Below are 21529 nucleotides of genomic sequence, written 5' to 3'. Positions count from 1 at the left end.
GTCTGGTTCTGTCTTTTTTTAGGAATGAAGAATGAATTTTACAAATGATGTGGCACAAAGCTGGATTGCTACAATTGGGATGACATGTATGAATAGTGGACTGTAACACTTATGTAGATGGTTTGCAGAGATATAAAATCAATATAGAAGAGGAGTATTATTCTAGATGACTTATGTAACTACAATTTTATCAATAGCGGGTATCGTTATCATGTCTTTAGCGAGGATTAATTTTAAAATAAGGGCGTTTGCTAATAAACCAGCTTGGGGTGGCTTCACTCTTCCCTTAATTCTAATTGGATTTATTTTATTTTGTATCGGTATGTTTTTAGGTTTTGTAAATCATCGACTATAAGGTGGGAATATTGTGAAGACGAAAAGCTACATGTTTTTCGTCTTTTCGTTCTCTTGCTTAATAAGAAAGATCCTGCAACTCAGTACAGGATCTTTAATCAAACGTATTTAAAAACTAAATTGTGGTTTCATATCACCTTTATAAGGTTCATGTTCAACGAATATAGTTATATCCTTACCAGCTTGGTCTTTACCAGTTCTTTTATACGTAAATTTATTCTTATTTAGTTCAGTAAGTTCAAGAGCAGCACCGTATTTGTTATTTCCAATTGAAACATGGGCTCTTATTTTATTTTCGTGTACAACATCGAAGTAGCCATAATCACCGCGGCTTTGACCTGTTTCGCTATTGAAAAACTCATATTTATTAGACTTGTCATCAAATTTTGCTAAACTTATAAAATTCGAATTAAACTGTGTTACATCGTTACCAGCTTCGTCTAATACCTTTGTTCCGTGCCAAAGGGTACCGCCTAAAATTTTATCTCCATCAACGTTTTTAATAATATCCCCTGTAGTCGTGTTCAGCTGCTTGTCCGGATCAGTGAAAGAAAGTTCTTTTTCTTTATATGGAACATGTTCAACGAAAACTTCTACATCTTTACCGTTAGCGTCTTTCCCCATTCGTTTATAAGTAAATACATTTTTATTTAGTTTTGTCATGTCAATGACAGCTTGATACTTCATTGATTCTGAAATCAATATTCTCTTCTTCCCATCATTTGTGACAAAGAAAGTGCCTTTATCGCCACGACTTGCACCTGTTTTAGCATCAAAAAATTCATATCTGCCGGATTTCGCATCATATTTTGCAAGACCAATGAAGTTTGCATTCTCTTTTGTTAAGTCATTCTTATCTTTGTCATACACTCGTGTACCTTGCCAATTTGTCTCGCTAAGAATATTAGCCATTTTTTGCCCTTTAGTTAATTTATTTTCCTTTTTTGTTTCTTTAGCAACTTGTTCTTGTTTTTGTTTCCCATGATTTTCTTCAGCTTTAGTACCAGCACACCCTGTTAATGCTAATGTGAATCCGAGCAGTACGGATGATAGTGCTTTTGCTTTTTTGTTCATGTTTTATCGTCTCCTTATTTTATGATTTCAAGTAGTACGGTTAGCGATTATGGTAGCAGTTCGTCATATATGAACTTAGTTGCTACGTTTCTTATGTTAATACCTGACTATAAACTGCCTCTAAATAAAACATTAAAAAAAGATAAACTAATTCCTAAAATTTGTTCATATTTATAAAAAATCGCTAGCTTGCTGTAGTGCCTACGAGTAATCCAAAAAATACACTGTAAAGAAGAAGGAAAGCCGCTAATAATAATGTAATTGCTAATAGAGCTAATCGATTGTAGTGCAAAACTTTTGAGAAAAACTGTAGGGGAAATGAAGATTTTATAGAATTCGTTTCATATAGGAAGGGGATGTCCATGTTTGATTCAACAGATTTTAAGATTATACAATTACTACAAGAAAATGCTAGAATGAACTCGAAGGAAATTGGGGAGATAGTACATTTGACTGGCCAGGCTGTTGGGAAACGAATTAATAAATTAGAAGAAGCAGGTGTTATTCAAAAATATACGATAAATATCGATAGGGCGAAGCTAGAAGGTTCTATTATGACCTTTGTTACACTATTTTTACATGCACCACACTATCATAATCAAATTCAAAACTTTTTTGAAAAAACGGACGTAATTACTGAAATGTATCGTATAAGCGGCGATGGATGCTATGGACTCTTCACACATCTTCGCATCAGCAATTAGAAGAGGCTCTTGCAGATGTTTTACATTATGGTGATTATCGTATAAATACTGTCATTAAGACACTTAAAAAAGTTCAAATACTATCAAAAAATCGATACTGAAAATCGGTCAGTCCGAAAAGGATTACCTATACACTGATGAATTCAAGCATATTTTTATTGAAGAAAAAGAAAGAGGAAAACCATCTCGTATTATTTTTGAAGAATGCGGATTGGATGTAGAAATCATTGGCATACAACGCATTGTATCATCAGGAAATAGATGGCGTACTTCCTATAAGAAAAATGGTGCATTTGACCTAAGAGATACACGTAAAGAAAAGTTGGGAAGGAAAGTTAGAGAGAACTTAAATTAAAAGAAAATATGCATGTTTAGAAGCGGAACGAAACGTATTAAAAGTTGAAAATGAACTGTTAAAAAAGATTAAACTTATGGAAGGGAGGATGGGAAAGAAATAACGTTACCCACCTAACCAAAAATATGTGTTAATTCGTTCTATTATTGAAAAATACAACCTCAAAAACATGGTGAGATATTTGTGTGGAATCCCTGTGGTTTCACGTTCGGGATATTATAATTATTTTTTCGTTTCCTCGCAAGGAAAGCGAAAGAGAAAATCAGGATGAAATAGGGAAAGGATTCATATTAGAGGTATCTCAATTTAAAAATCGAAGAAAAGGGGTTCGTCAAATCACCCTGAAATTGGCAGGGCAATTTCAGGGTGTCTACAATTTGAAACGTATTCCTAGAATTATGAAGAAACATTAAGGTAATAAAAGAAATTACTCAATTATATGGCTGACAATAAGGAACACCTTTTCTTTGTCTTATTAGTTAAATAAATCCTGTTGATGTAGATAGCGGTACAGTTTCAATTGTAGAAAACAGCGATGAGATAATATATGATATACCTCTGTCCCATATGTCACAGTTCAGTGTTTGTTTTTCATTTTCTTTAGATAACGGATAAACTTTATTTACACTTCTTTTAGCAGTAATCGTATTTACAACTAAAAGAAGTGTAAATAAAGTTGTAGTTAGAGTTATTCCAATATTGAATCTAGGTGTGCCCCAAGCAAACATCTGTGATAACTTAACTAACGGTGTTTGTGAAGGCATATCGCTTTGATAAATTAAAGGAAGCAAATGATAAGTAGTTAAATTTATGATTTAAAATAACTTTAAAACATTTTATGGTCTTTTTTTAATAAAGTTTTAAGTAAAGGTAAAGACCATAAAACGTTTTATTACGTATCTATTTAATAGAGAAATAATTGTATGATTTATAGATTGTTTCGTTTATTCAAGAAAGATTAATATTATCTACAATATGAATAATGTTATTACTGATGTCTTGAAAGGCTGCTGTATATCCAGTCGGAATAGGAGTGGGCTCTAAAATAATTTTAACATTGCTCTCTTTTAATATTTTGACTGTTTCTTCTACAGAATCTACTTTGAAAAAGCTAGTTAAATTTTCACTGTTTTTCGAATCATGAATAACTATACCGTTATGAAATCCTACATAATTATCATACTCCCAGATTATTTGCAGTCGTAACTGCTCTGAATAAAAAGTAATACTTTCTTCTAGATTTTGGACTTTTATCATTACGTGATCAAGTTCTTTTATCATGTTAACGTTACACTCTCCTCGATAATAGGGAAGTTGGTCCCTTCTAATTTTTGATTTTTGGCAAATAAATTTTTATCTATCAGTGGATGTCTGTTTCCATTATAAGTTACTTCATCTTTCATATAGACAATTGCATAGGCCAACCGATCATTATCACTTATGTTAGAGTATGCATAATGCAAAGTTAAAGAATGATGAATAACTATACTCCCAGCTTTTAGTTTAGCTATCGCAGGAGAAATGTTTATATCTTCTAAAGGTTTATCGATATTATACATATGAACTTTAGTTAATCTTCCTAATGTATTTGAAGTAGGAAGATAGCTCATACATCCATTTTTTTCATAGACATCTTGAAACGGAATCCAAACAGTTAATGCTTCAGGTTCATTAATTGGAAAATAAGAGAAATCCTGATGCCAAGGAGTAGCTTTACCTACTATGCTTTTTTTAATTAAGGCATGATCTTGTAAAATCCGTATATTCTTAGTCTCCAACAGTTCTTTTGCAATTCTCGAAATTCTTTTGTTAAATACAAGGTTCTTAAAAAAAGAATCCTTATTCCAAAGATTAAGGTGTTGAGTTAAGATGCCTGAATAGAATCCTTTTGAGTTCTTTTGATTTTTTATCTTATGTTGAAATGTTAATTTCATTTGTTTTAGTTCATGTAAAGAAAAAAAATCTTCTAAAATTAGATAACCATTTTTTTTAAAAAAGTTTACTTGTTTTTCAGTAAGCATATGTATACTCCTCTCTAATTGATTTAATTACAGATAATTTAAATATATCACACTTTTGGAAAAAAGTGATAATTTGATTTGTCTTTATTTTCTCTTAAAAAGAATTTTCAGAAATTGTTATTGACTTTGTATTCAATTATGGTAATATTTTCTTCGGGAGGGTTAGTTTCCAAAAATTTCTTGTAGGTGGGATGAGTATGAGTGAAATTAAAAAAGCATTAAATACGCTTGAAATTGAAGATTTTGATGCAATTGAAATGGTTGATGTTGATGCTATGCCAGAAAACGAAGCGCTTGAAATTATGGGAGCGTCATGTACGACATGCGTATGTACATGCAGTTGTTGTACAACTTGATTTTAATATAAGAGTACATACTTAGATTAAAAGGGGGTGGAAAGCATGAGTGAAATTAAAAAAGCATTAAATACGCTTGAAATTGAAGATTTTGATGCAATTGAAATGGTTGATGTTGATGCTATGCCAGAAAACGAAGCGCTTGAAATTATGGGAGCGTCATGTACGACATGCGTATGTACATGCAGTTGTTGTACAACTTGATTTTAATATAAGAGTACATACTTAGATTAAAAGGGGGTGGAAAGCATGAGTGAAATTAAAAAAGCATTAAATACACTTGAAATTGAAGATTTTGATGCAATTGAAATGGTTGATGTTGATGCTATGCCAGAAAACGAAGCGCTTGAAATTATGGGAGCGTCATGTACGACATGCGTATGTACATGCAGTTGTTGTACAACTTGATTTTAATATAAGAGTACATACTTAGATTAAAAGGGGGTGGAAAGCATGAGTGAAATTAAAAAAGCATTAAATACACTTGAAATTGAAGATTTTGATGCAATTGAAATGGTTGATGTTGATGCTATGCCAGAAAACGAAGCGCTTGAAATTATGGGAGCGTCATGTACGACATGCGTATGTACATGCAGTTGTTGTACAACTTAATTTTTCAAGAAGCTTAATTGTTCTCCCCCTCCCATACTGATAAAAAACAAACATCTCTTTTTAGAGATGTTTGTTCCCTTTATAGAAAGGAATGATCAAATGTTAGAAATAAAAGAAAAACAATTTATTAAATTAAAAGAGGACACATTCTTTTTTCCTTCAGCTGAAGGGATATACTTTAGGAATTCTATAGGTTATTTTACAATCAAAGGTAGAAATATTTACCCGTTTTTTAGTGAAATCAGTAAATATTTGAATGGTAAATATACCTTTGAAAGATATAGTGAGTGAGTTAAGCAAAACCCAAGAAGAAAAATTTTTAAAATTAATTGCCATATTAGAGAAGAATGGTTTTGTAAAATATACCGAAAGGGTTATTGATGAAAATTATTATAAAAATTATGAAAAAGAAATTGCATTTATAGATTATTATACTAATAATGGCATCGAATTATTTAAAAAACTCTCTAATTTCAAGATTTGTTTATATGGTAGCAATAAGTTATCTAATACTATTCAAAAAAGCTTAGAAAACATAGGGATACAAAATATTAAAAGAGGCTCTCGTTTTGATTTTGAGGGAGACATTGTTATTTATTGCAATAATGATGTTAATGAAAGGGAAAATCTACTGGAATGTATGGACTTTTCTCAGAATAAAATATTTATTTTTGTAGGTAATAAAGAATCATTAGGAATTATTAGTCCTATTATAAAAAATTTAGATGATTGGAAGGAATTTGAAAATATATTAGAGATTGGTGCAGATAATATTAAAGAAAATACAACATTTACTAGCAACTCTATATTAAGTAGTATGCTAAGTTTTGAAATTATAAAGTATGTAACAAATTGTTTGCAAAGTGATTTAATTAATGCGGCATACATTTTAAATACTGATACTTTAAAAGGGAATTTTGTTCAGGTAAAAAAAAAAATAGACTTAAAACAAGATTTTATTGAAACTTTCAAACAATCAAGCGGAGGCAACGGTTTGTATATCAATAAAATAGGTAGAGGTTCTAGGAAACAAATTCCGCTCTCGCAATGGGAGGTTGAATTGGATAAATTAGGTGACATGAATAGTGAAAAAATTAAGGTCGTTAGCTTTGGTGATACCCACCAGGAAGCGAGGTTTAATACTTATTATAAAACCATAGAACATCTAATAATCAATGGGGAATTTAACTTAGAGGAATCATATAGCTTTAAGAATCTTGATACAATCACTTTAGCTATTGATGAACAATTTAAAAGAAAATTAACAATTTCATGCGACATAGATAAAGAACTTGCAATCAGAAAAGCAATATTAAAAGCAATTTTAAAGAGGGAAATTAATGTAATTGATAATTATCAAGAGCTTTCCCCATTAAAAATAAGTGATTATATAGATAATAAAAATATACAATACTATTGTAAACTGATTAACATTTTAAAAGCGAAAATAGAATTGCGTTTTAAGAAATTAGTAGAGGGTTTGTTTTTGGTAGTAGTTAGTGACAATAGTTATAGGGGAGTTAGTATAGGATTTAATTTAAATACAGCATTAGAAAATGCTCTTAGGCAATTTATTAATAATTTACAAAATAGTATCTATACAATAAATATTGAAGATGTAATATTTAAAAGAATTAATGATTGGGATGATGAATGCATTCGAGAGTTTTTGACAGATGAAAAATTAGAAGTTTTTATCTGTAGTATACAAAATAATGTTATTTCAGCAGAAATTTCTATAGTTGGAGCAATATTAATAGAAAGTTAGGTGAATTGAAAAATGAATAAGGAAGTCCTTATAATCAGGGATGAAAGCTTTGGAGAATTTTTTGATTCTTTTTTTTTAAATGAAAATAATCGAAAAGTTTGTTTTATAGATAGTAATAAAAAAGATTTGAAATATTTATTAAAAAACTTTTTAGAGAATAAAAAGTTTAGTTATGTACTAATCTTTCCAAAGGAATGGAATCCTATGATGTATAGGTCACTTGATGCAGTGTTAGAAGACTATGATGTACCGTGGATCTATATAACACAATTTTTTAATAAAATTTTAATAGGTCCTTTTAGAAATTCTAAGCAAAAAGGTTGTTTAGATTGTTTATATTATAGATGGTTTATGACAAAAAAGGATCGTATTAATTTATTTGAATTGAAGAAATGTTTATCAGAAGGACATAATGTAAAAATATCTGGAGATTTATTGAATGCTTCAATGGTTGGATTAGCAATTACTTTAGCATTTAAACTAATAAATAATGAGGTTTCGGAATTTTCGTATATTATTGACAAAAAGACATTGAGATTCAATGGTCATAATTTTTTACCTAATCCACATTGTCAAGTATGTGGGCACATGGATAATGACGAGAAAAGATTAATAGAACACAAATTTTTTACAGCACTTAACGATAATACTCTTAAAGAAAAGAAAGGAAATCGTTTTTTATCAAAAGAATATTTAGAAGATACCCTATCTAAAAATTTTTTAGATGTAGAAACTGGTATATTTAATAAACTTTTGGACGATTATGAAAGTCCTTTCGCAGTTTCGGTAGCAAATCTTCCTTTAAAGGTTGGAAAGGATGAGGTTGGTGTTGGAAGAACGGATAATTATGCTAATAGTCACTTAACTGCAATATTAGAAGGAATAGAGAGATATTGCGGAATGGAACCAAGGGGGAATAGAACTAACGTTTTTGGTAGTTATAATGAGCTAATGGAAAATGCTCTCAATCCATCTGTTTTAGGATTACACGCGGAAGAACAGTATCAATTAAAAAGATTTCCTTTTAATAAATATAATCCAGATAAAAAAATGAAATGGGTCTGGGGGTATTCTTTTAATAAGAATAAGGCGATATTAGTCCCTGAAACTTATGCCTATTATGGTACGAATTATAGAGATGGCGTTCAAAATAGTTTTGTTTATGAAATCTCGAATGGATGTGCTTTAGGAGGACATTTATTGGAAGCTACATTGCAAGGAATTTATGAAGTAGTGGAAAGAGATGCTTTTCTTATATCTTGGTATACTAAATTACCATTAAAACGTATAAGAAAAGAATCTATTAAGGATCAGACGATTCAATTATTATTAACGAGATTTGAATATCAAACTGATTATGATATTCATCTGTATAATATGACTTTAGAGAATAAAATACCAACTATTTTAGCTATTGCAAAAAATAGAGGTGCTTTTGGCATGAATATTTTATGTGCTGCAGGTTGTCATTTAGATATAAATAAAGCAATTGAAAGTTCATTACATGAGTTATGTGGAATCTTAGAGGCAATCAAAAGTAAATTTGAAAATAGGAAAAGTGAATTATACGAAATGGCAAAGAATTATTCACTTGTACGGACGATGGAAGATCATTCATTATTATTTGGATTGAAAGAACTTGAAAAAGAGTTTGATTTTCTATTAAAGAGCCCGATTGAAATTGATTTAAGTGAGGTAGAACCTTTAAAATATAGCAACAATATACATACAGATTTATTGAATGTAATTGATTATTTTAAAAAAATAAATTTAGATATCATCGTAGTCGATCAAACCGCGGAAGATATAAAATTTAACAACTTGTATTGTGTAAAAGTTATTATTCCAGGAATGTTACCTATGACATTTGGACATGATATGAGAAGAATACATAATTTACCAAGGATATTCCGTGTTCCAAGGGAATTAGGACATAAAATTAAGAATGAAAATGAAATTAAGAACAATCAGGTAACTCCTCATCCTTTCCCATAAATTTTTTATGAAAGATGGTGATATAACATGAAACCAATAAACTATGTACCACATTTTTTATGTAGAATATCTGGTGAAGAAATAAACTCTATTTCAGAAATTGAGTTTATTAAAACCTTGGAATGTTTAGAATTATCCGAAGGAATTTTAAGGAAAATAAATTCTTTATCAGCAGACTTAACGAAAGATTTACATGATTGTATTTCTTTATATAAAGAACAATCTATTTCACGTGTATTAATAAATCTTAAAAGAGATATTTTTAATATGAGGTTTAATCGAGTTCAAAAGTATAAACTAGAAAATATCTCAGGTTTTAACCACGATAAATTAAATTTATGGTTAAATTTAGCTCAAGAATATCAAAGCACGCTACATCTGATGAGAGAAACTTTTAAAATGGAAATACAGGAAAAAAGAGGGAAATTAAAGCAGTTATTTAGTAATAGTGAATATATAAAAGCCATTCAAGTCTCAAATACTCAACTTTATGAAAATCTCCTAGAATACTTACAAGATAATCAAAGTCATCCTCCAAAAAAGATGAGGAATATTGAACAGTCTCTAATTAATTACCTAAGTCGTATGATATTTAAGCCAACTCCCTTCAGTTCATTTACAGGATTAAATTACGGTTTTTTTAGTCAGGAAGATTCAAGTTTTGAAATAAATACTAAGGAAAGCAAAGGTCACACTCGAATAAACATGGTTTATTTAAAAAAAATTGAAAGAATGTTATTAAATCGAATATCTATAAAAAATAAATGTTATGTTTCGTTAAATCAAACGATAAACGAAGAGGAAAATTATATGTTTTTTCGAAGAGGTAAAGATGGGACTAGTCAAGCTTTTACTGGTGAAGCTTTTATAAAGATAAAAAAGAGCGAGCTCTTAAAGGAGTTAATTCAATATTTTGAAGGAATATCTTCAATGAATATAGTTGAGGTTGTATCATTTCTTTCCGAAAAAACAAATTATGAAACTGAAGCTTTATATAATTACTTATTTAAGTTAGAGAAAATGGGAGTGTTAGATTTTAGCTTAGGTGTGTCCGAACAATCGGACAATTACACGAAAGATTTGATAGAAAACTTATTGGGGATTAAAGATTCATTAGTTGAAAAATCGGTCTCACACCTTGTAGAAATAGAAAAAATTCAGGCGATTTTCTCTGAATCCAATTACCAAAAACGTTATGTACTTTTAAAAAATTTACAAGAACATATAAAGAAGATTTATAGTTTATTTGATTTAAAATTAGAGTCTAATGATTTGACCTCTCTATTATTCGAGGATGTTAGTTATAAAAATACTAAGATTATATTAAATGAAAATCAATGGAAAACGCATCTTGATGATTTTAATTTAATTAAGAATTTAATGCCACTTTTTGATGATAATATCCTTGAAAAATTAAGTATGAATATAATTTTTAAGGATATATATGGTAACAAGGGGGCAATAGATTTATTAGAATTCTATAGAGAGTTTAATAAATATGATAAAAATTTATTATGGAAGAAAATTAGAAAAAATGATACATATCTTTATTTAAAAAAATTGAGAACAGAGTTTTATGATTATCTAGAAACACAAATTAATATGGGGTTAGACACTATCTTTTTAAATAAAAGTTGGTTAAAGAAATTTATTAACAAGTTCCCTGATTTATTGAAGAGTAAGGAAAATTATTCTTTCTATTTTCAAATAGCCTATGATAATCAAGATAATAGAATTTTAGTTTTAAATAAGATAGGGCCAGGATTAGGTAAGCACTTTTCAAGATATGGTAATTTATTTTTAAATAGCGAATACAAGGAAAATAATAGATTTATTAATTCTCTTATAGAACAGTATAAAAAATATGATCAAAATGGGGGGGTTTTAACAGATTTAAATGCAGTGTTAGGTCTAAATCTTAATATGCATCCTAATCTTTTAAATTATGAAATTACTTATCCAGGATGCAATCCTAGTAAAGGAATTAATCAAGTAGCATTAAAGGATATTGAAGTATTGTATGATTCTAATTCTGACCAACTAAAATTATATTCTAAACAATATAGACAGAATGTTAAATTACTTCCATTGGGATTTTTGTTTCCAGCATTGTCCCCATCTTTATATAAGTTTTTATGTGGATTTTCGGAATCAAATGGGATAGAGTATTCTTTTTGGAACAAGTTCTTAAATGAACACAATAATAATTTTTCACTTTTACCTAGAATTATGTTAGGATCAGTAGCTTTGGATAGAAGAACATGGAAAATTAATGCGAAGGAAATACAAAAGGAATTTTCTAAAGATACATTTGAAACTTTTATTAACTTCCATAAGTGGGTGAAAGAAAATCAACTACCGGAAGATATATTTTTAAGGGTTGCAAACACAATGGACGCTTTTAGTGAGAATGAATTATTAAATCAAGATTTAGGAAGTTGGATTGCAGAAATTAAACAAACTAAACATCGTAAACCTCAATATGTTAATTTTAATAATTACTTTCATATCGATGCCTTAAGAAAGATTATTAAAGATGTTAATAATACAGTAACAATTCAAGAAGTTTATCCTCATCCAGATGATGTGTATTATCAAAAAAATAGTAAAAAATGTGTAGAATTTTTAGTTGAGGTTTTTTAATAAAGGAATGATTATATGAACGAGAATAATTTTATATGGAAGGCTTATCATATTTTTTATCATCAAAATCAAGATTTTCTAATTACAAATTGTATCAAACCAATTTTAGATGAATTGATAAAAAAGAAATTAATTAGTAAATTTTTTTTTATAAGATATTGGGAAGGCGGACCTCATATTAGAGTGCGACTTTATTGTACATTAAATAAATCTCAAGAAGTTGATTATAAATTTAATGATTTTGTTTCTAAATTCTTGAAAACATATCCTTCTTCATCAACATTAGATAGAAACATGATAAAGAATCAATTAGCAAAATTAGCTAGTCTTGAAGAGGGTACTGAGTCAACATGTGTTCGAGAGAATAATCATATTATTCATCTAGAATATAATCCAGAGTATAAACGATATGGAGGAGAAAATGGAATAGAGATTGCGGAAGAACATTTTTACCATTCAAGTATAATGTGTTTGAAGTTAATACAAGAAATTAATAAAAAGACAAATCGTTTGCGCATATCTATTGAAATTATACTATCTTATTTAAAAGCTATGAATATGAACTTACAAGAGAGTATTAAGTTTTTAGAAGGCTATTATCTAATATGGAAAAGATATGTATACAGCAATACCAATAACGTTGAAGAATTCTTCGCTAACAAATATATTAAGCAAAAAAAAGTAATAGACAAAATTGTAGTAAACTATTTCAATTCTAATAATAATAAAGGTATGTTAGGAGAAAAATGGAGTAATCATTTGAATTTAACTGTACAGAATTTAGAAAATGATTGGGATCGGGGAGAATTAATAATAGATAAAGATGTTTTAGCATATATAAATATCCCTCAAAAGATTGCTTTTATAGTTACAAGTTATGTTCATATGACAAACAATAGGCTTGGTATCATGCCGCAAGAAGAAGCCTATTTAAGCTATATGCTTTTATGTAGTTTGAAATCATTGTATAAGAGTAGAAAGGGATGATTAAATGGAGCAGTATCATAAAATTGTATTAACTGGAAGTAATGCTGAGACTATGTTAATAAAAAATATAGAGCCTGTAGCAGTTAAGTTTATAAATAACTATAAGGGTTTTTTCTATGTTTTTAAATATAGTAAAGATTTTCCAATTATCGATGTTTATATCAACAACAAAATTGTTACAGAAAATCAATTAAATAAAATTTTACAGAATTCTGGGGCTAAATATAAAATTTATAAAAATTCAATATTTAATGAGACACAAGGGAATTTTGGGATGTTAGGTGATAAATATCTGGCAGAATTTTTTAAAAAGACAAATGAAATTAGCCTTAATATACTAAATCAAAATTTTGAGAGTTACAATAAAAAAATAGAATTTGCGCTAGAGATAATGTTAATTTCAGCGCACTATAATTATGATTCAATAAAAAAAGGCTACTTATCCTATGCATCTCATGTAAATGGATTTTTTACTAGATGGAAAGATCCAAATAAAATTAGAGATATATTTCATAAGAACTACTTAAATAACAAAGAGTACCTAGAATCGAAAGTTTCAGAAATAATAGATAATAACAACAGAAGTAGCTTGAGCGAATTATCGGATATTATTACAGAAATGAAGAAAGAGATGACTACTGATATTGAGAAGGGGAACCTGCATGTATTTAATATTGAATTACTACAAAAACCAGGAGAAAGAGATTTTCTAGAAAAAAGTCAGTTTCATAAGACGATATTAAATAATCCAGATTTCTCTAATTTTATGAATAAAGATATAAACTTTTTAGGTTCACGCCTAATAACTGTATTTACGTACTTATTAATACGAAATTTAGGGATTCAAAATAAAGATAGATATCTACTTTGCTACTATATCTATAAAATTATTGAAGAAAAATATAATATAGATACTTTGGAATTAATAAGGGATTTTGGTAAAGGGAGGGATAATAATGTTGAAGACTTACAAAGATATTGAAGATTTTTTATATAATTTGCAATATTCGCCTGCTAAAGCTTCAGATTTCAATTTAGATTTAAGTAATTATGATAGACCCTTGCCTTTTAAAATTTATAGGAATAGAGAATCGATAGATTTAGACGATAACTTTCCGATTTGTATTAATGATTTAGATGGTATTGATTATTCAAATTTCGAAATTATTAGTTATTTATTGTGGTATACCTATGGTTTTACCAGCTACAATTGGTTAACAAAACCAACATTAAATGGTCAGAATACATCCTTAAGTTTTTTTAGAAGAAGTGTAGCCTCAGGTGGCGGCTTATATCCTGGGGAAATTTACTTATATGTGGAGAGTATTAAAGGTATCAAGTCAGGATTATATTATTTTGATGTTAGGGGACCGAGATTAATTTTACTAAGGGAAGGAAATTTTCAAGAATTTATCAAAAAATCTTTGCAATATAATCAAGATAGAAATGTTTATATTTTTATAACATCATTTTATTGGAAAAACTTCTTTAAATATTTAAATTTCTCGTATCGTTTACAAGGCTTAGATATCGGTGCTATTGTAAGCCAAGCTCACCTAATTTCAAAGAAATTAGGTCTTAATTCGGAGATTAGGTATCACTTTGATGATAAAAAAATTAATGATTTTTTAGGAATCAACGCTGAGGAAGAAAGCAGCTACGTAGTTTTGCCTATAGATATGGATAATAATTCATATAAAAGTGAAAATAAGGTTCCCGCTTTTGAGTACTTTAAAAACGATACAACATTCAATTATATTGAACATTTAAATGTTGGCCCCAAAAATGTATGTCAGGATATTTATAAAATCAATAGTAATATTATCAATAGTGGCTTAATTAAAGTTAAAAAAAATGAAATAGCATCTTTTAAAGAGGAGGCAAATGTTGTTCATAAAGAAAAATATGATTATGACATTTTGAAGGCTTCTGTAAGTCGTATATCACCAGGAGAGAACTTTTTGTCTGATTTTTTGAATATTCAGCATGTTCACAAAGTTCTAGATGTTGGAATGCAGGAACAATTTAAAAATGATATTTTTAGCGATAATTATAGTGTTCTAAAGGATGTTGAAATTTACTTTTATGCCAATAAGATTGAAGGTTTACCAAAAGGCTACTATTACTATAATCCAAGTAATAAAAGTTTCGTTTTGAAACATAAAGGTGATTTTTCTAGTGTTTTTCAGGAGAATCTTACACGAAAAAATTTTAATTTAGTAGAAATGCCTTTAATTGTGCACTTAGTATTAAACATGAAAAAATTTATAGAAAATATGAAATTTAGAGGCTATAGAGTCATGCAAATGGAGGCAGGGAGAATTATGCATCAAATACAATTGAATGCTGCAGGTTTGAACCTAGGGAGCCATCCAATGTTAGGTTATAGGGCTGATAATTTGGAGGAGTTTTTTGGTATTCAAAATAATATAACTGTCCAGATGTCTATTGGTAAATATAGACCTTTATTGAGGCTAACCAATAATTTATTGAATAAAACTAAAGGAGAACAATTTTATGTATGAAAATAATGTAAAAGATACAAAGGATTTTTATAATGATATAGGGCATATAAGTTGGAGTGTTGCCCCCTCGCAACACTATCATGTGGGAATTTTTGAATTAGAAAAAGATTCCATGGAGGATGCTCAAAATAGAACGGTAGAATATATGGCACGTAAAGTTGCGGCATCAGATCTTGACGTACTATTAGATATTGGATGTGGCTCCGGGCTTACTGCAGTACAAATTAGTAAAAAGGAAAATTGTAAAATTGTAGGTATAAATATTTCCGAAAAGCAACTTGCAATTGGGAAAAAGCTAATTTCTAAAGAGAAAATTAATAGCAGGGTAAAGCTAATGAATATGGACGCACATCAATTAAACTTTAAGTCAGGTATGTTTGATGGTGCATACGCTCTAGAGAGTATCATGCATATGAATAGGGAAAAGGTTTTAAGTGAGGTACATAGAGTATTAAAAAATGGTGCTCCTTTTAGTTTATGTGATTGGTATGTAAAGAAATCTTTAACTCCAGTAGAGAAGAGGTTTTTAGAAACCATTACACTTGGTAAGTATATTACAAAGGAACAGTATTTTAGTCTTTATCAAACTCAAAATTTCATGGATATTGAAATTGAAGAATGGAGCAATAAAATATTACCGACTTATAAATATTGGACGACGATTACGGATGAAATGAAAGAAAAACTTCCTGATCATTTACTATATGTAATAGAAGAAAATTCTAAAGTACTATCAGATATTGCAATTGAAAAATTAGGATATTTACAAGTGAATGGAATAAAACGTTAGGAAAACGGGTGAATCCATATGAACTCTATCAAACAATTTAATTTTAAAAATAAAAATATTTTTATTACTGGAGCTACCAGTGATATAGCTATCTGTATAGCAGAATCCTTCTCTGGATTTGGCGGGAATTTAATTTTATCTGATACTGATAAACAATTACCAAAATTAGAACATGTTAAACAAAAAATGATTGAAAAATTTAGGAATAATGTTCAAATTGTAACTATTGATTTATATAAGGTTAATGATATACAAAATGCAATTGAAAAATTAGATAAACCAATTGATATATTGATCAATTGTGCTGGAAATAATTACTTTGTTCCAGCTCTGGAGGTTAGTGAAGAGAATTGGCAAAAAATTATAGATGTAAATTTGAAAGGAACTTTTTTTCTTAGTCAGTCAATAGCAAAAAAAATGATTAGTGACGGCATAAAGGGGAAAATTGTAAATATTGGATCGCAACATGGGGTAGTTGCCAATGGTCTAAGAGCCCCCTATTGTATTAGTAAGTTTGGATTAATAGGTTTGACAAAAGTTTTAGCGCTAGAGTGGTCTACTTTTAATATATTGGTTAATTGTGTTTCACCAACGTATGTAAAAACTTCTAAAAGTAAGGATTTCTTGGAGCATGAAGATGTTAAAAAAGCATATTTATATAAAATCCCTTTGAAAAAATATGCTTTACCCCACGATATATCATATGCAGTATTGTTTTTAAGTAGCGATCAAAATCAGATAATTACAGGGGAAAATATTTTAGTTGATGGTGGTTATACATTACACTAGTAATTTGACTTTATTTTCTAATTTTGATAAACTTTAAATTGTTAGGTTTATTAGAATAGTTTGACACTATAAAAATTAAAGGGGATTTATATATGGCAAAGAAAGTTTTAAAAGTTGTAAAAATACAGCTACCAGCAGGTAAAGCAAACCCAGCTCCACCGGTTGGTACAGTTTTAGGTCCTACCGGGGTAAATATTATGATGGTGTGTAAGGAATATAATGCTCTTACACAGGGACAAGCTGGGATGATTATTCCAGCTGAAATTACTATCTATGAAGATCGATCTTTTTCAATGAAAATAAAAACGGCCCCAGTAGCCGAATTATTAAAGCGTGAGGCTGGAATTTCAAAAGGATCTGGAGAACCTAATAAAAGTAAAATAGGCTCAATTACTGAAGAAAAACTAAGGGAAATTGCAGAATACAAGTTTCCAGACATGAATGCAGCATCAGTAGAAGCAGCAATGAGAACAATTGAAGGTACCGCGAGAAGCATGGGTATTACAGTTCAAAAATAAGTCAAAAAGTAGTTTGATTCTTTAAAGGAATTGAACTACTTTTTTACACCTATATCTAGTTAGTTTGAGGTGAATTTAATGAGAATAGATGGTACATCCCAGAATATAAAAGATGAATTCCAACGTATAATTCAAGAATCTACACCTCTTATGTTATCTAATAATTATGTTACTGATTTTGAAGTATTACATTGTGAACCTGTAAAATATGATGATTATCATATTTTAATTAGTATATTTTTTGCAGGAAAACCAGTATATATGTTTGGGATTATAAATTTATCTAAAAACCAGGGTTCTTTAAAAATATACAATTATTATTCATTTGAAAATTTTTTATTCGATATGACGGATATGGTTATAAAAAATTTCAGAAATGTTTCATTTAAATATCAACGAAAGTTAATTTTTAATATGGGAAAAGAGTTATATGACTATTTAGTAGATTTTAATGGTAAGATTCGACCCATAAGTGAAGAAATGAGTGAGGATATATACAATAATCTTATTGATATTGATCTTATCGAAGAATACATTTGTTATTTTAAAAATCTTTGATATAAATTCTAATTGTGGTGGGATACTTATGAAAAAGGTTGTTGTTATTACTGGTGCCAGTGATGGTATAGGATATGAGACTGCAATTTATTTAGCGAGTAAGGGTATGATAGTAGTATTGTCGTCCCGAAATAAGACTAAACTGGAGAGTGTAAGAAAAAAAATACATACTATGGGCGGAGAGGCTATTGTTATCCCTGCGGATATTTCTAAAGCAAAAGAGGTCGAGCAACTAATTAACAAAACCATAGAGTTATATGGAAGAATTGATGTTTTGATTAATAATGCCGGAGTAATGCCTTTATCGTGGTTGAAAAATTTTGATATACGAGAGGCTAGTAGTGCAATTGATGTTAATATTAAAGGAGTACTATATGGAATACGCTATGTATTGCCGCATATGTTAACTAGAGATGAAGGGATTATTGTTAATATTGGATCAACAGTTAGTTATGAAATACCTCCATATGGGGTAATATATAGTGCTACCAAACATGCGGTAAATGCTATAACTAAAGGATTACATAAAGAGTTGTCAATGAGTAAATCAAAAGTTAGATTGATTTTAATATCTCCAGGCCCTGTTGAAACAAACCTTATGAAAAATACAAATGCTGGTCTTAAATCTCAAACATATAAGACATCTACATTTTCACCAGTATATGTTGCTGAGTCCATCTACAGATCCCTAGAAGATCGTACAGAGCCTAAATTTTCTGAAATTATAACGTATCCATAAATGTATATGTTATCTATATGTGTAGGAAACCGTTTTAAACTGATATATCATTTTTATTTTTATAAGGTAATAAATTAAAGTAATATGTTGACTCTGACGTAACGTCATATTATAGACTGTTAATTGAGGCGAGAAAATGTATAAAATTATGTAATTGATCTAATAGTATTAATAATAATACAAATGTATATTGCATGATGGATTTTATTCTAGTGATTTAAACTGATAAAATGAAAAAGTTAAAGGAGATTTATATATGGCAAAGAAAGTTTTAAAGGTTGTAAAAATACAGCTACCAGCAGGTAAAGCAAACCCAGCTCCACCGGTTGGTACAGTTTTAGGTCCTACCGGGGTAAATATTATGATGGTGTGTAAGGAATATAATGCTCTTACACAGGGACAAGCTGGGATGATTATTCCAGCTGAAATTACTATCTATGAAGATCGATCTTTTTCAATGAAAATAAAAACGGCCCCAGTAGCCGAATTATTAAAGCGTGAGGCTGGAATTTCAAAAGGATCTGGAGAACCTAATAAAAGTAAAATAGGCTCAATTACTGAAGAAAAACTAAGGGAAATTGCAGAATACAAGTTTCCAGACATGAATGCAGCATCAGTAGAAGCAGCAATGAGAACAATTGAAGGTACCGCGAGAAGCATGGGTATTACAGTTCAAAAATAACTAAAAAATGGTTCAATTCCTTTAAAGGAATTGAACCATTTTTTTATATCTACATCTAGTTAATTTGAGATAAATTTAATGAAAATAGACGGTACCCAAAAATATAAAAGATGAAATCCAAAGGGAAATTCAAGAATCTAGGGTTCGTATGCTATCTAATAAATTATATTGTGAAGCTGTTAAAATCAATAAGTATTATCTTATTAACCACCTGTTATTGGTATTTTACTAATTATTACTTGTACTAGATATTCAATAAATAGAAGTTCTCTAGTATCCGGATTGTTTTAAAGTGTAATTATCAACTTACTTTTCATGTTTTGGAATGATCATTTATTAAAGAATATTTTTAATGAGATTATAGGGGAATTATATGTTTTATTATAGCGTTACATACTTAACGCTTATTTTTCCATTTATATATCTAAAATTTCTATATGGTACCGTTATTTTCGTTGAATATTTAGATTATTCTTTAAAAAAAACGTAAAATATTGACCCTAACGTAACGATATATTATAGATTATTATTTGAGGGGGGAGAAAATGTATACAATTTCTCAATTAATTGAACAAACAGGTATTACTAGTAGAACTATACGTTACTATGAAGAATTAGGGTTATTAATTTTAGAAAAGCAGAATGGAAAACGAATTTTAAATGATGAAAACCTATTACAACTTATTAAGATTTTCTTAATGAAAATTACTAATAAAAAGTTGAAAGATATTAAAGACATTGATCTTGAAAAGCTACAATTAACTTTATTAAATCAAGAGATAAACTTATTATGTCAACAATTGATAGGGTTGTCTTTAACGTTAGAGGGGTTATTGGAAGAAACAAATGTGGAAAGGGAATTTCAATTGTTAAAGGAACTTAATAATTATATTAATATAAATGTAAACTTAAACTAGAGGATGAAATGGAGGTGAATTCTTATAATGTTTTAGAATAACTGAAATTTATTCTTCATTTAATATTCGTTTAGATTATATTTGAATATTGTTTTTAATGATTAATATCTAAATGTTTCCTTTTCTGTTTGAGGATGTTCCTAATAATGAAAGTAAGGGATATTTTAATTAATATTTTCATGTCATGTAAGCTAAACTATTGAAATTGTTTTTAATTTTGTATTTCATCCTTCATACTCAAGACTTTTCACTTGGGCGAGTCTAGTAGTTAGCAACCCTTGAGTTAATTTTGAATTATTAAAAAAGAAATGGATTTTATATTGTCTACTTGGTAAGGAGAAGACCACCGGATGGATTCTTTTTCACTGTCTACCTAGAGAGATAAAAGTAGATTTGCAATTTTTTACGTCTTTACCTTCAAGTAACTTGAAAGTTTACAATGAAATTAGGGCGTTTGAAATCGAAAAAAATTGAGAAATTAAGTGAAGAGGTTTCTTTTACTTGGAGGTTATAGGAATGAATCAGGAATTGAAGTTACGTCCATTGGAACGAGAAGATTTAAAGTTCGTACACGAACTGAATAATAATGCGCATATTATGTCGTATTGGTTTGAAGAGCCATATGAGGCATTTGTGGAGCTGCAAGACTTATACGATAAACATATACATGATCAAAGCGAACGCCGATTTATCGTTGAGAAAGACAATGAAATGGTTGGATTAGTTGAGTTAGTAGAAATCGATTATATTCATCGTAGAACAGAATTCCAAATTATTATTGATCCGAATTATCAAGGATATGGTTATGCAGTAGAGGCGACGCGTTTAGCAATGGATTATGCTTTCGCTGTATTAAATATGCATAAGATATATTTAGTTGTGGATAAGGAAAATGAAAAAGCAGTACATGTTTATAAAAAAGTTGGGTTTATGGTAGAAGGTGAGCTTATCGATGAGTTTTTCGTTGATGGTAACTATCATAATGCGATAAGAATGTGTATGTTTCAGAAGCAATATTTTGAAAACAAGTAGTTGAAAGATTCGGAAGTAATGTTGACGCTTCGTAAAAACGTATGCTAAAATCCCTTTTAAGTATTAAGGAAGGTGCAGAATATGCTTTATATAAAATTTGTAAAACTCAT

At 29.1% G+C, this 21529-nt stretch carries 22 protein-coding genes and 3 pseudogenes; 21 read left to right on the top strand and 4 right to left on the bottom strand.

Annotated elements, in window-relative coordinates; all coding sequences use genetic code 11:
- Positions 1-166 precede the first annotated feature (166 nt).
- Complete coding sequence (locus BC_RS25425) at positions 167-355, top strand: hypothetical protein (RefSeq protein ID WP_000222859.1); 189 nt, start codon at positions 167-169, stop codon at positions 353-355.
- A gap of 107 nt (positions 356-462) precedes the next feature.
- Here the strand turns inward: BC_RS25425 and BC_RS25420 are convergent, their stop codons facing one another.
- Positions 463-1428 (bottom strand): DUF4822 domain-containing protein, encoded by a 966-nt coding sequence (locus BC_RS25420; RefSeq protein ID WP_001034139.1) that lies wholly within the window; start codon positions 1426-1428, stop codon positions 463-465.
- Positions 1429-1784: 356 nt separating this feature from the next.
- On the opposite strand from BC_RS25420, the pseudogene BC_RS25415 reads away from it, so the two are divergent.
- Positions 1785-2203, top strand: a pseudogene (locus tag BC_RS25415) (Lrp/AsnC family transcriptional regulator); the annotation flags it as partial.
- Positions 2186-2897, top strand: a pseudogene (locus BC_RS28130) (HTH domain-containing protein); the annotation flags it as partial. The pseudogenes BC_RS25415 and BC_RS28130, both read left to right, overlap by 18 nt.
- A 72-nt stretch (positions 2898-2969) precedes the next feature.
- Here the strand turns inward: BC_RS28130 and BC_RS25405 are convergent.
- The 3 genes and pseudogenes from BC_RS25405 to BC_RS25395 all read right to left on the bottom strand — a co-directional run.
- A pseudogene (locus BC_RS25405) lies at positions 2970-3257 on the bottom strand (purine/pyrimidine permease); the annotation flags it as partial.
- 178 nt (positions 3258-3435) lie between these two features.
- Complete coding sequence (locus tag BC_RS25400; protein ID WP_000588818.1) at positions 3436-3768, bottom strand: VOC family protein; 333 nt, start codon at positions 3766-3768, stop codon at positions 3436-3438.
- On the bottom strand, positions 3765-4508 hold the full coding sequence (locus tag BC_RS25395) for a phytanoyl-CoA dioxygenase family protein (protein ID WP_000954677.1): 744 nt from the start codon (positions 4506-4508) through the stop codon (positions 3765-3767). Before BC_RS25395 ends, BC_RS25400 begins: the two co-directional genes overlap by 4 nt.
- Before the next feature lie 197 nt (positions 4509-4705).
- On the opposite strand from BC_RS25395, the gene BC_RS25390 reads away from it, so the two are divergent.
- The 18 genes from BC_RS25390 (at position 4706) to speG (ending at position 21419) form a co-directional block, all read left to right on the top strand.
- A complete protein-coding gene (locus tag BC_RS25390; protein ID WP_001289699.1) occupies positions 4706-4864 on the top strand; it encodes a thiocillin/thiostrepton family thiazolyl peptide in 159 nt (52 codons plus the stop codon).
- Positions 4865-4909: 45 nt separating this feature from the next.
- Positions 4910-5068 (top strand): thiocillin/thiostrepton family thiazolyl peptide, encoded by a 159-nt coding sequence (locus BC_RS25385; RefSeq protein WP_001289699.1) that lies wholly within the window; start codon positions 4910-4912, stop codon positions 5066-5068.
- 45 nt (positions 5069-5113) lie between these two features.
- The gene (locus BC_RS25380) at positions 5114-5272 is read left to right on the top strand and encodes a thiocillin/thiostrepton family thiazolyl peptide (RefSeq protein ID WP_001289699.1); all 159 of its coding nucleotides are present in this window, start codon (positions 5114-5116) and stop codon (positions 5270-5272) included.
- Between the two features lie 45 nt (positions 5273-5317).
- Positions 5318-5476: a thiocillin/thiostrepton family thiazolyl peptide gene (locus BC_RS25375; RefSeq protein ID WP_001289699.1), complete on the top strand. Its 159-nt coding sequence runs from the start codon at positions 5318-5320 to the stop codon at positions 5474-5476.
- 271 nt (positions 5477-5747) lie between these two features.
- The gene (locus tag BC_RS25370; protein ID WP_000652100.1) at positions 5748-7244 is read left to right on the top strand and encodes a hypothetical protein; all 1497 of its coding nucleotides are present in this window, start codon (positions 5748-5750) and stop codon (positions 7242-7244) included.
- Between the two features lie 12 nt (positions 7245-7256).
- Complete coding sequence (locus BC_RS25365; RefSeq protein ID WP_001031656.1) at positions 7257-9239, top strand: TOMM precursor leader peptide-binding protein; 1983 nt, start codon at positions 7257-7259, stop codon at positions 9237-9239.
- A gap of 27 nt (positions 9240-9266) precedes the next feature.
- Complete coding sequence (locus tag BC_RS25360) at positions 9267-11882, top strand: lantibiotic dehydratase (protein WP_000802628.1); 2616 nt, start codon at positions 9267-9269, stop codon at positions 11880-11882.
- Between the two features lie 15 nt (positions 11883-11897).
- Positions 11898-12869, top strand: a complete 972-nt coding sequence (locus BC_RS25355) for a thiopeptide-type bacteriocin biosynthesis protein (RefSeq protein WP_001004937.1) — start codon at positions 11898-11900, stop codon at positions 12867-12869.
- A 4-nt stretch (positions 12870-12873) separates the two neighbouring features.
- Complete coding sequence (locus BC_RS25350) at positions 12874-13851, top strand: lantibiotic dehydratase C-terminal domain-containing protein (protein WP_000438834.1); 978 nt, start codon at positions 12874-12876, stop codon at positions 13849-13851.
- Complete coding sequence (locus BC_RS25345) at positions 13826-15394, top strand: SagB family peptide dehydrogenase (RefSeq protein WP_000921487.1); 1569 nt, start codon at positions 13826-13828, stop codon at positions 15392-15394. Before BC_RS25350 ends, BC_RS25345 begins: the two co-directional genes overlap by 26 nt.
- The gene (locus BC_RS25340) at positions 15387-16184 is read left to right on the top strand and encodes a class I SAM-dependent methyltransferase (protein WP_000273176.1); all 798 of its coding nucleotides are present in this window, start codon (positions 15387-15389) and stop codon (positions 16182-16184) included. Before BC_RS25345 ends, BC_RS25340 begins: the two co-directional genes overlap by 8 nt.
- A gap of 18 nt (positions 16185-16202) precedes the next feature.
- Complete coding sequence (locus BC_RS25335; RefSeq protein ID WP_001084626.1) at positions 16203-16973, top strand: SDR family NAD(P)-dependent oxidoreductase; 771 nt, start codon at positions 16203-16205, stop codon at positions 16971-16973.
- Positions 16974-17065: 92 nt separating this feature from the next.
- A complete protein-coding gene (gene rplK / locus BC_RS25330; RefSeq protein ID WP_001085924.1) occupies positions 17066-17491 on the top strand; it encodes a 50S ribosomal protein L11 in 426 nt (141 codons plus the stop codon).
- Positions 17492-17569: 78 nt separating this feature from the next.
- Complete coding sequence (locus BC_RS25325) at positions 17570-18049, top strand: hypothetical protein (protein ID WP_001217106.1); 480 nt, start codon at positions 17570-17572, stop codon at positions 18047-18049.
- Positions 18050-18077: 28 nt separating this feature from the next.
- Positions 18078-18788: an SDR family oxidoreductase gene (locus BC_RS25320; protein ID WP_000758327.1), complete on the top strand. Its 711-nt coding sequence runs from the start codon at positions 18078-18080 to the stop codon at positions 18786-18788.
- Positions 18789-19044: 256 nt separating this feature from the next.
- Positions 19045-19470, top strand: a complete 426-nt coding sequence (gene rplK, locus BC_RS25315) for a 50S ribosomal protein L11 (RefSeq protein ID WP_001085924.1) — start codon at positions 19045-19047, stop codon at positions 19468-19470.
- Positions 19471-20015: 545 nt separating this feature from the next.
- Positions 20016-20387, top strand: coding sequence for a MerR family transcriptional regulator (locus tag BC_RS25310; protein ID WP_002195877.1), 372 nt, complete (start codon positions 20016-20018; stop codon positions 20385-20387).
- A 516-nt stretch (positions 20388-20903) separates the two neighbouring features.
- A complete protein-coding gene (speG, locus tag BC_RS25305) occupies positions 20904-21419 on the top strand; it encodes a spermidine N1-acetyltransferase (RefSeq protein ID WP_001071095.1) in 516 nt (171 codons plus the stop codon).
- Positions 21420-21529: the final 110 nt, after the last annotated feature.

Source organism: Bacillus cereus ATCC 14579 (assembly GCF_000007825.1).
In the GTDB taxonomy this organism is placed as follows: domain Bacteria; phylum Bacillota; class Bacilli; order Bacillales; family Bacillaceae_G; genus Bacillus_A; species Bacillus_A cereus.
This window is presented reverse-complemented; position numbering and strand designations above follow the sequence as displayed.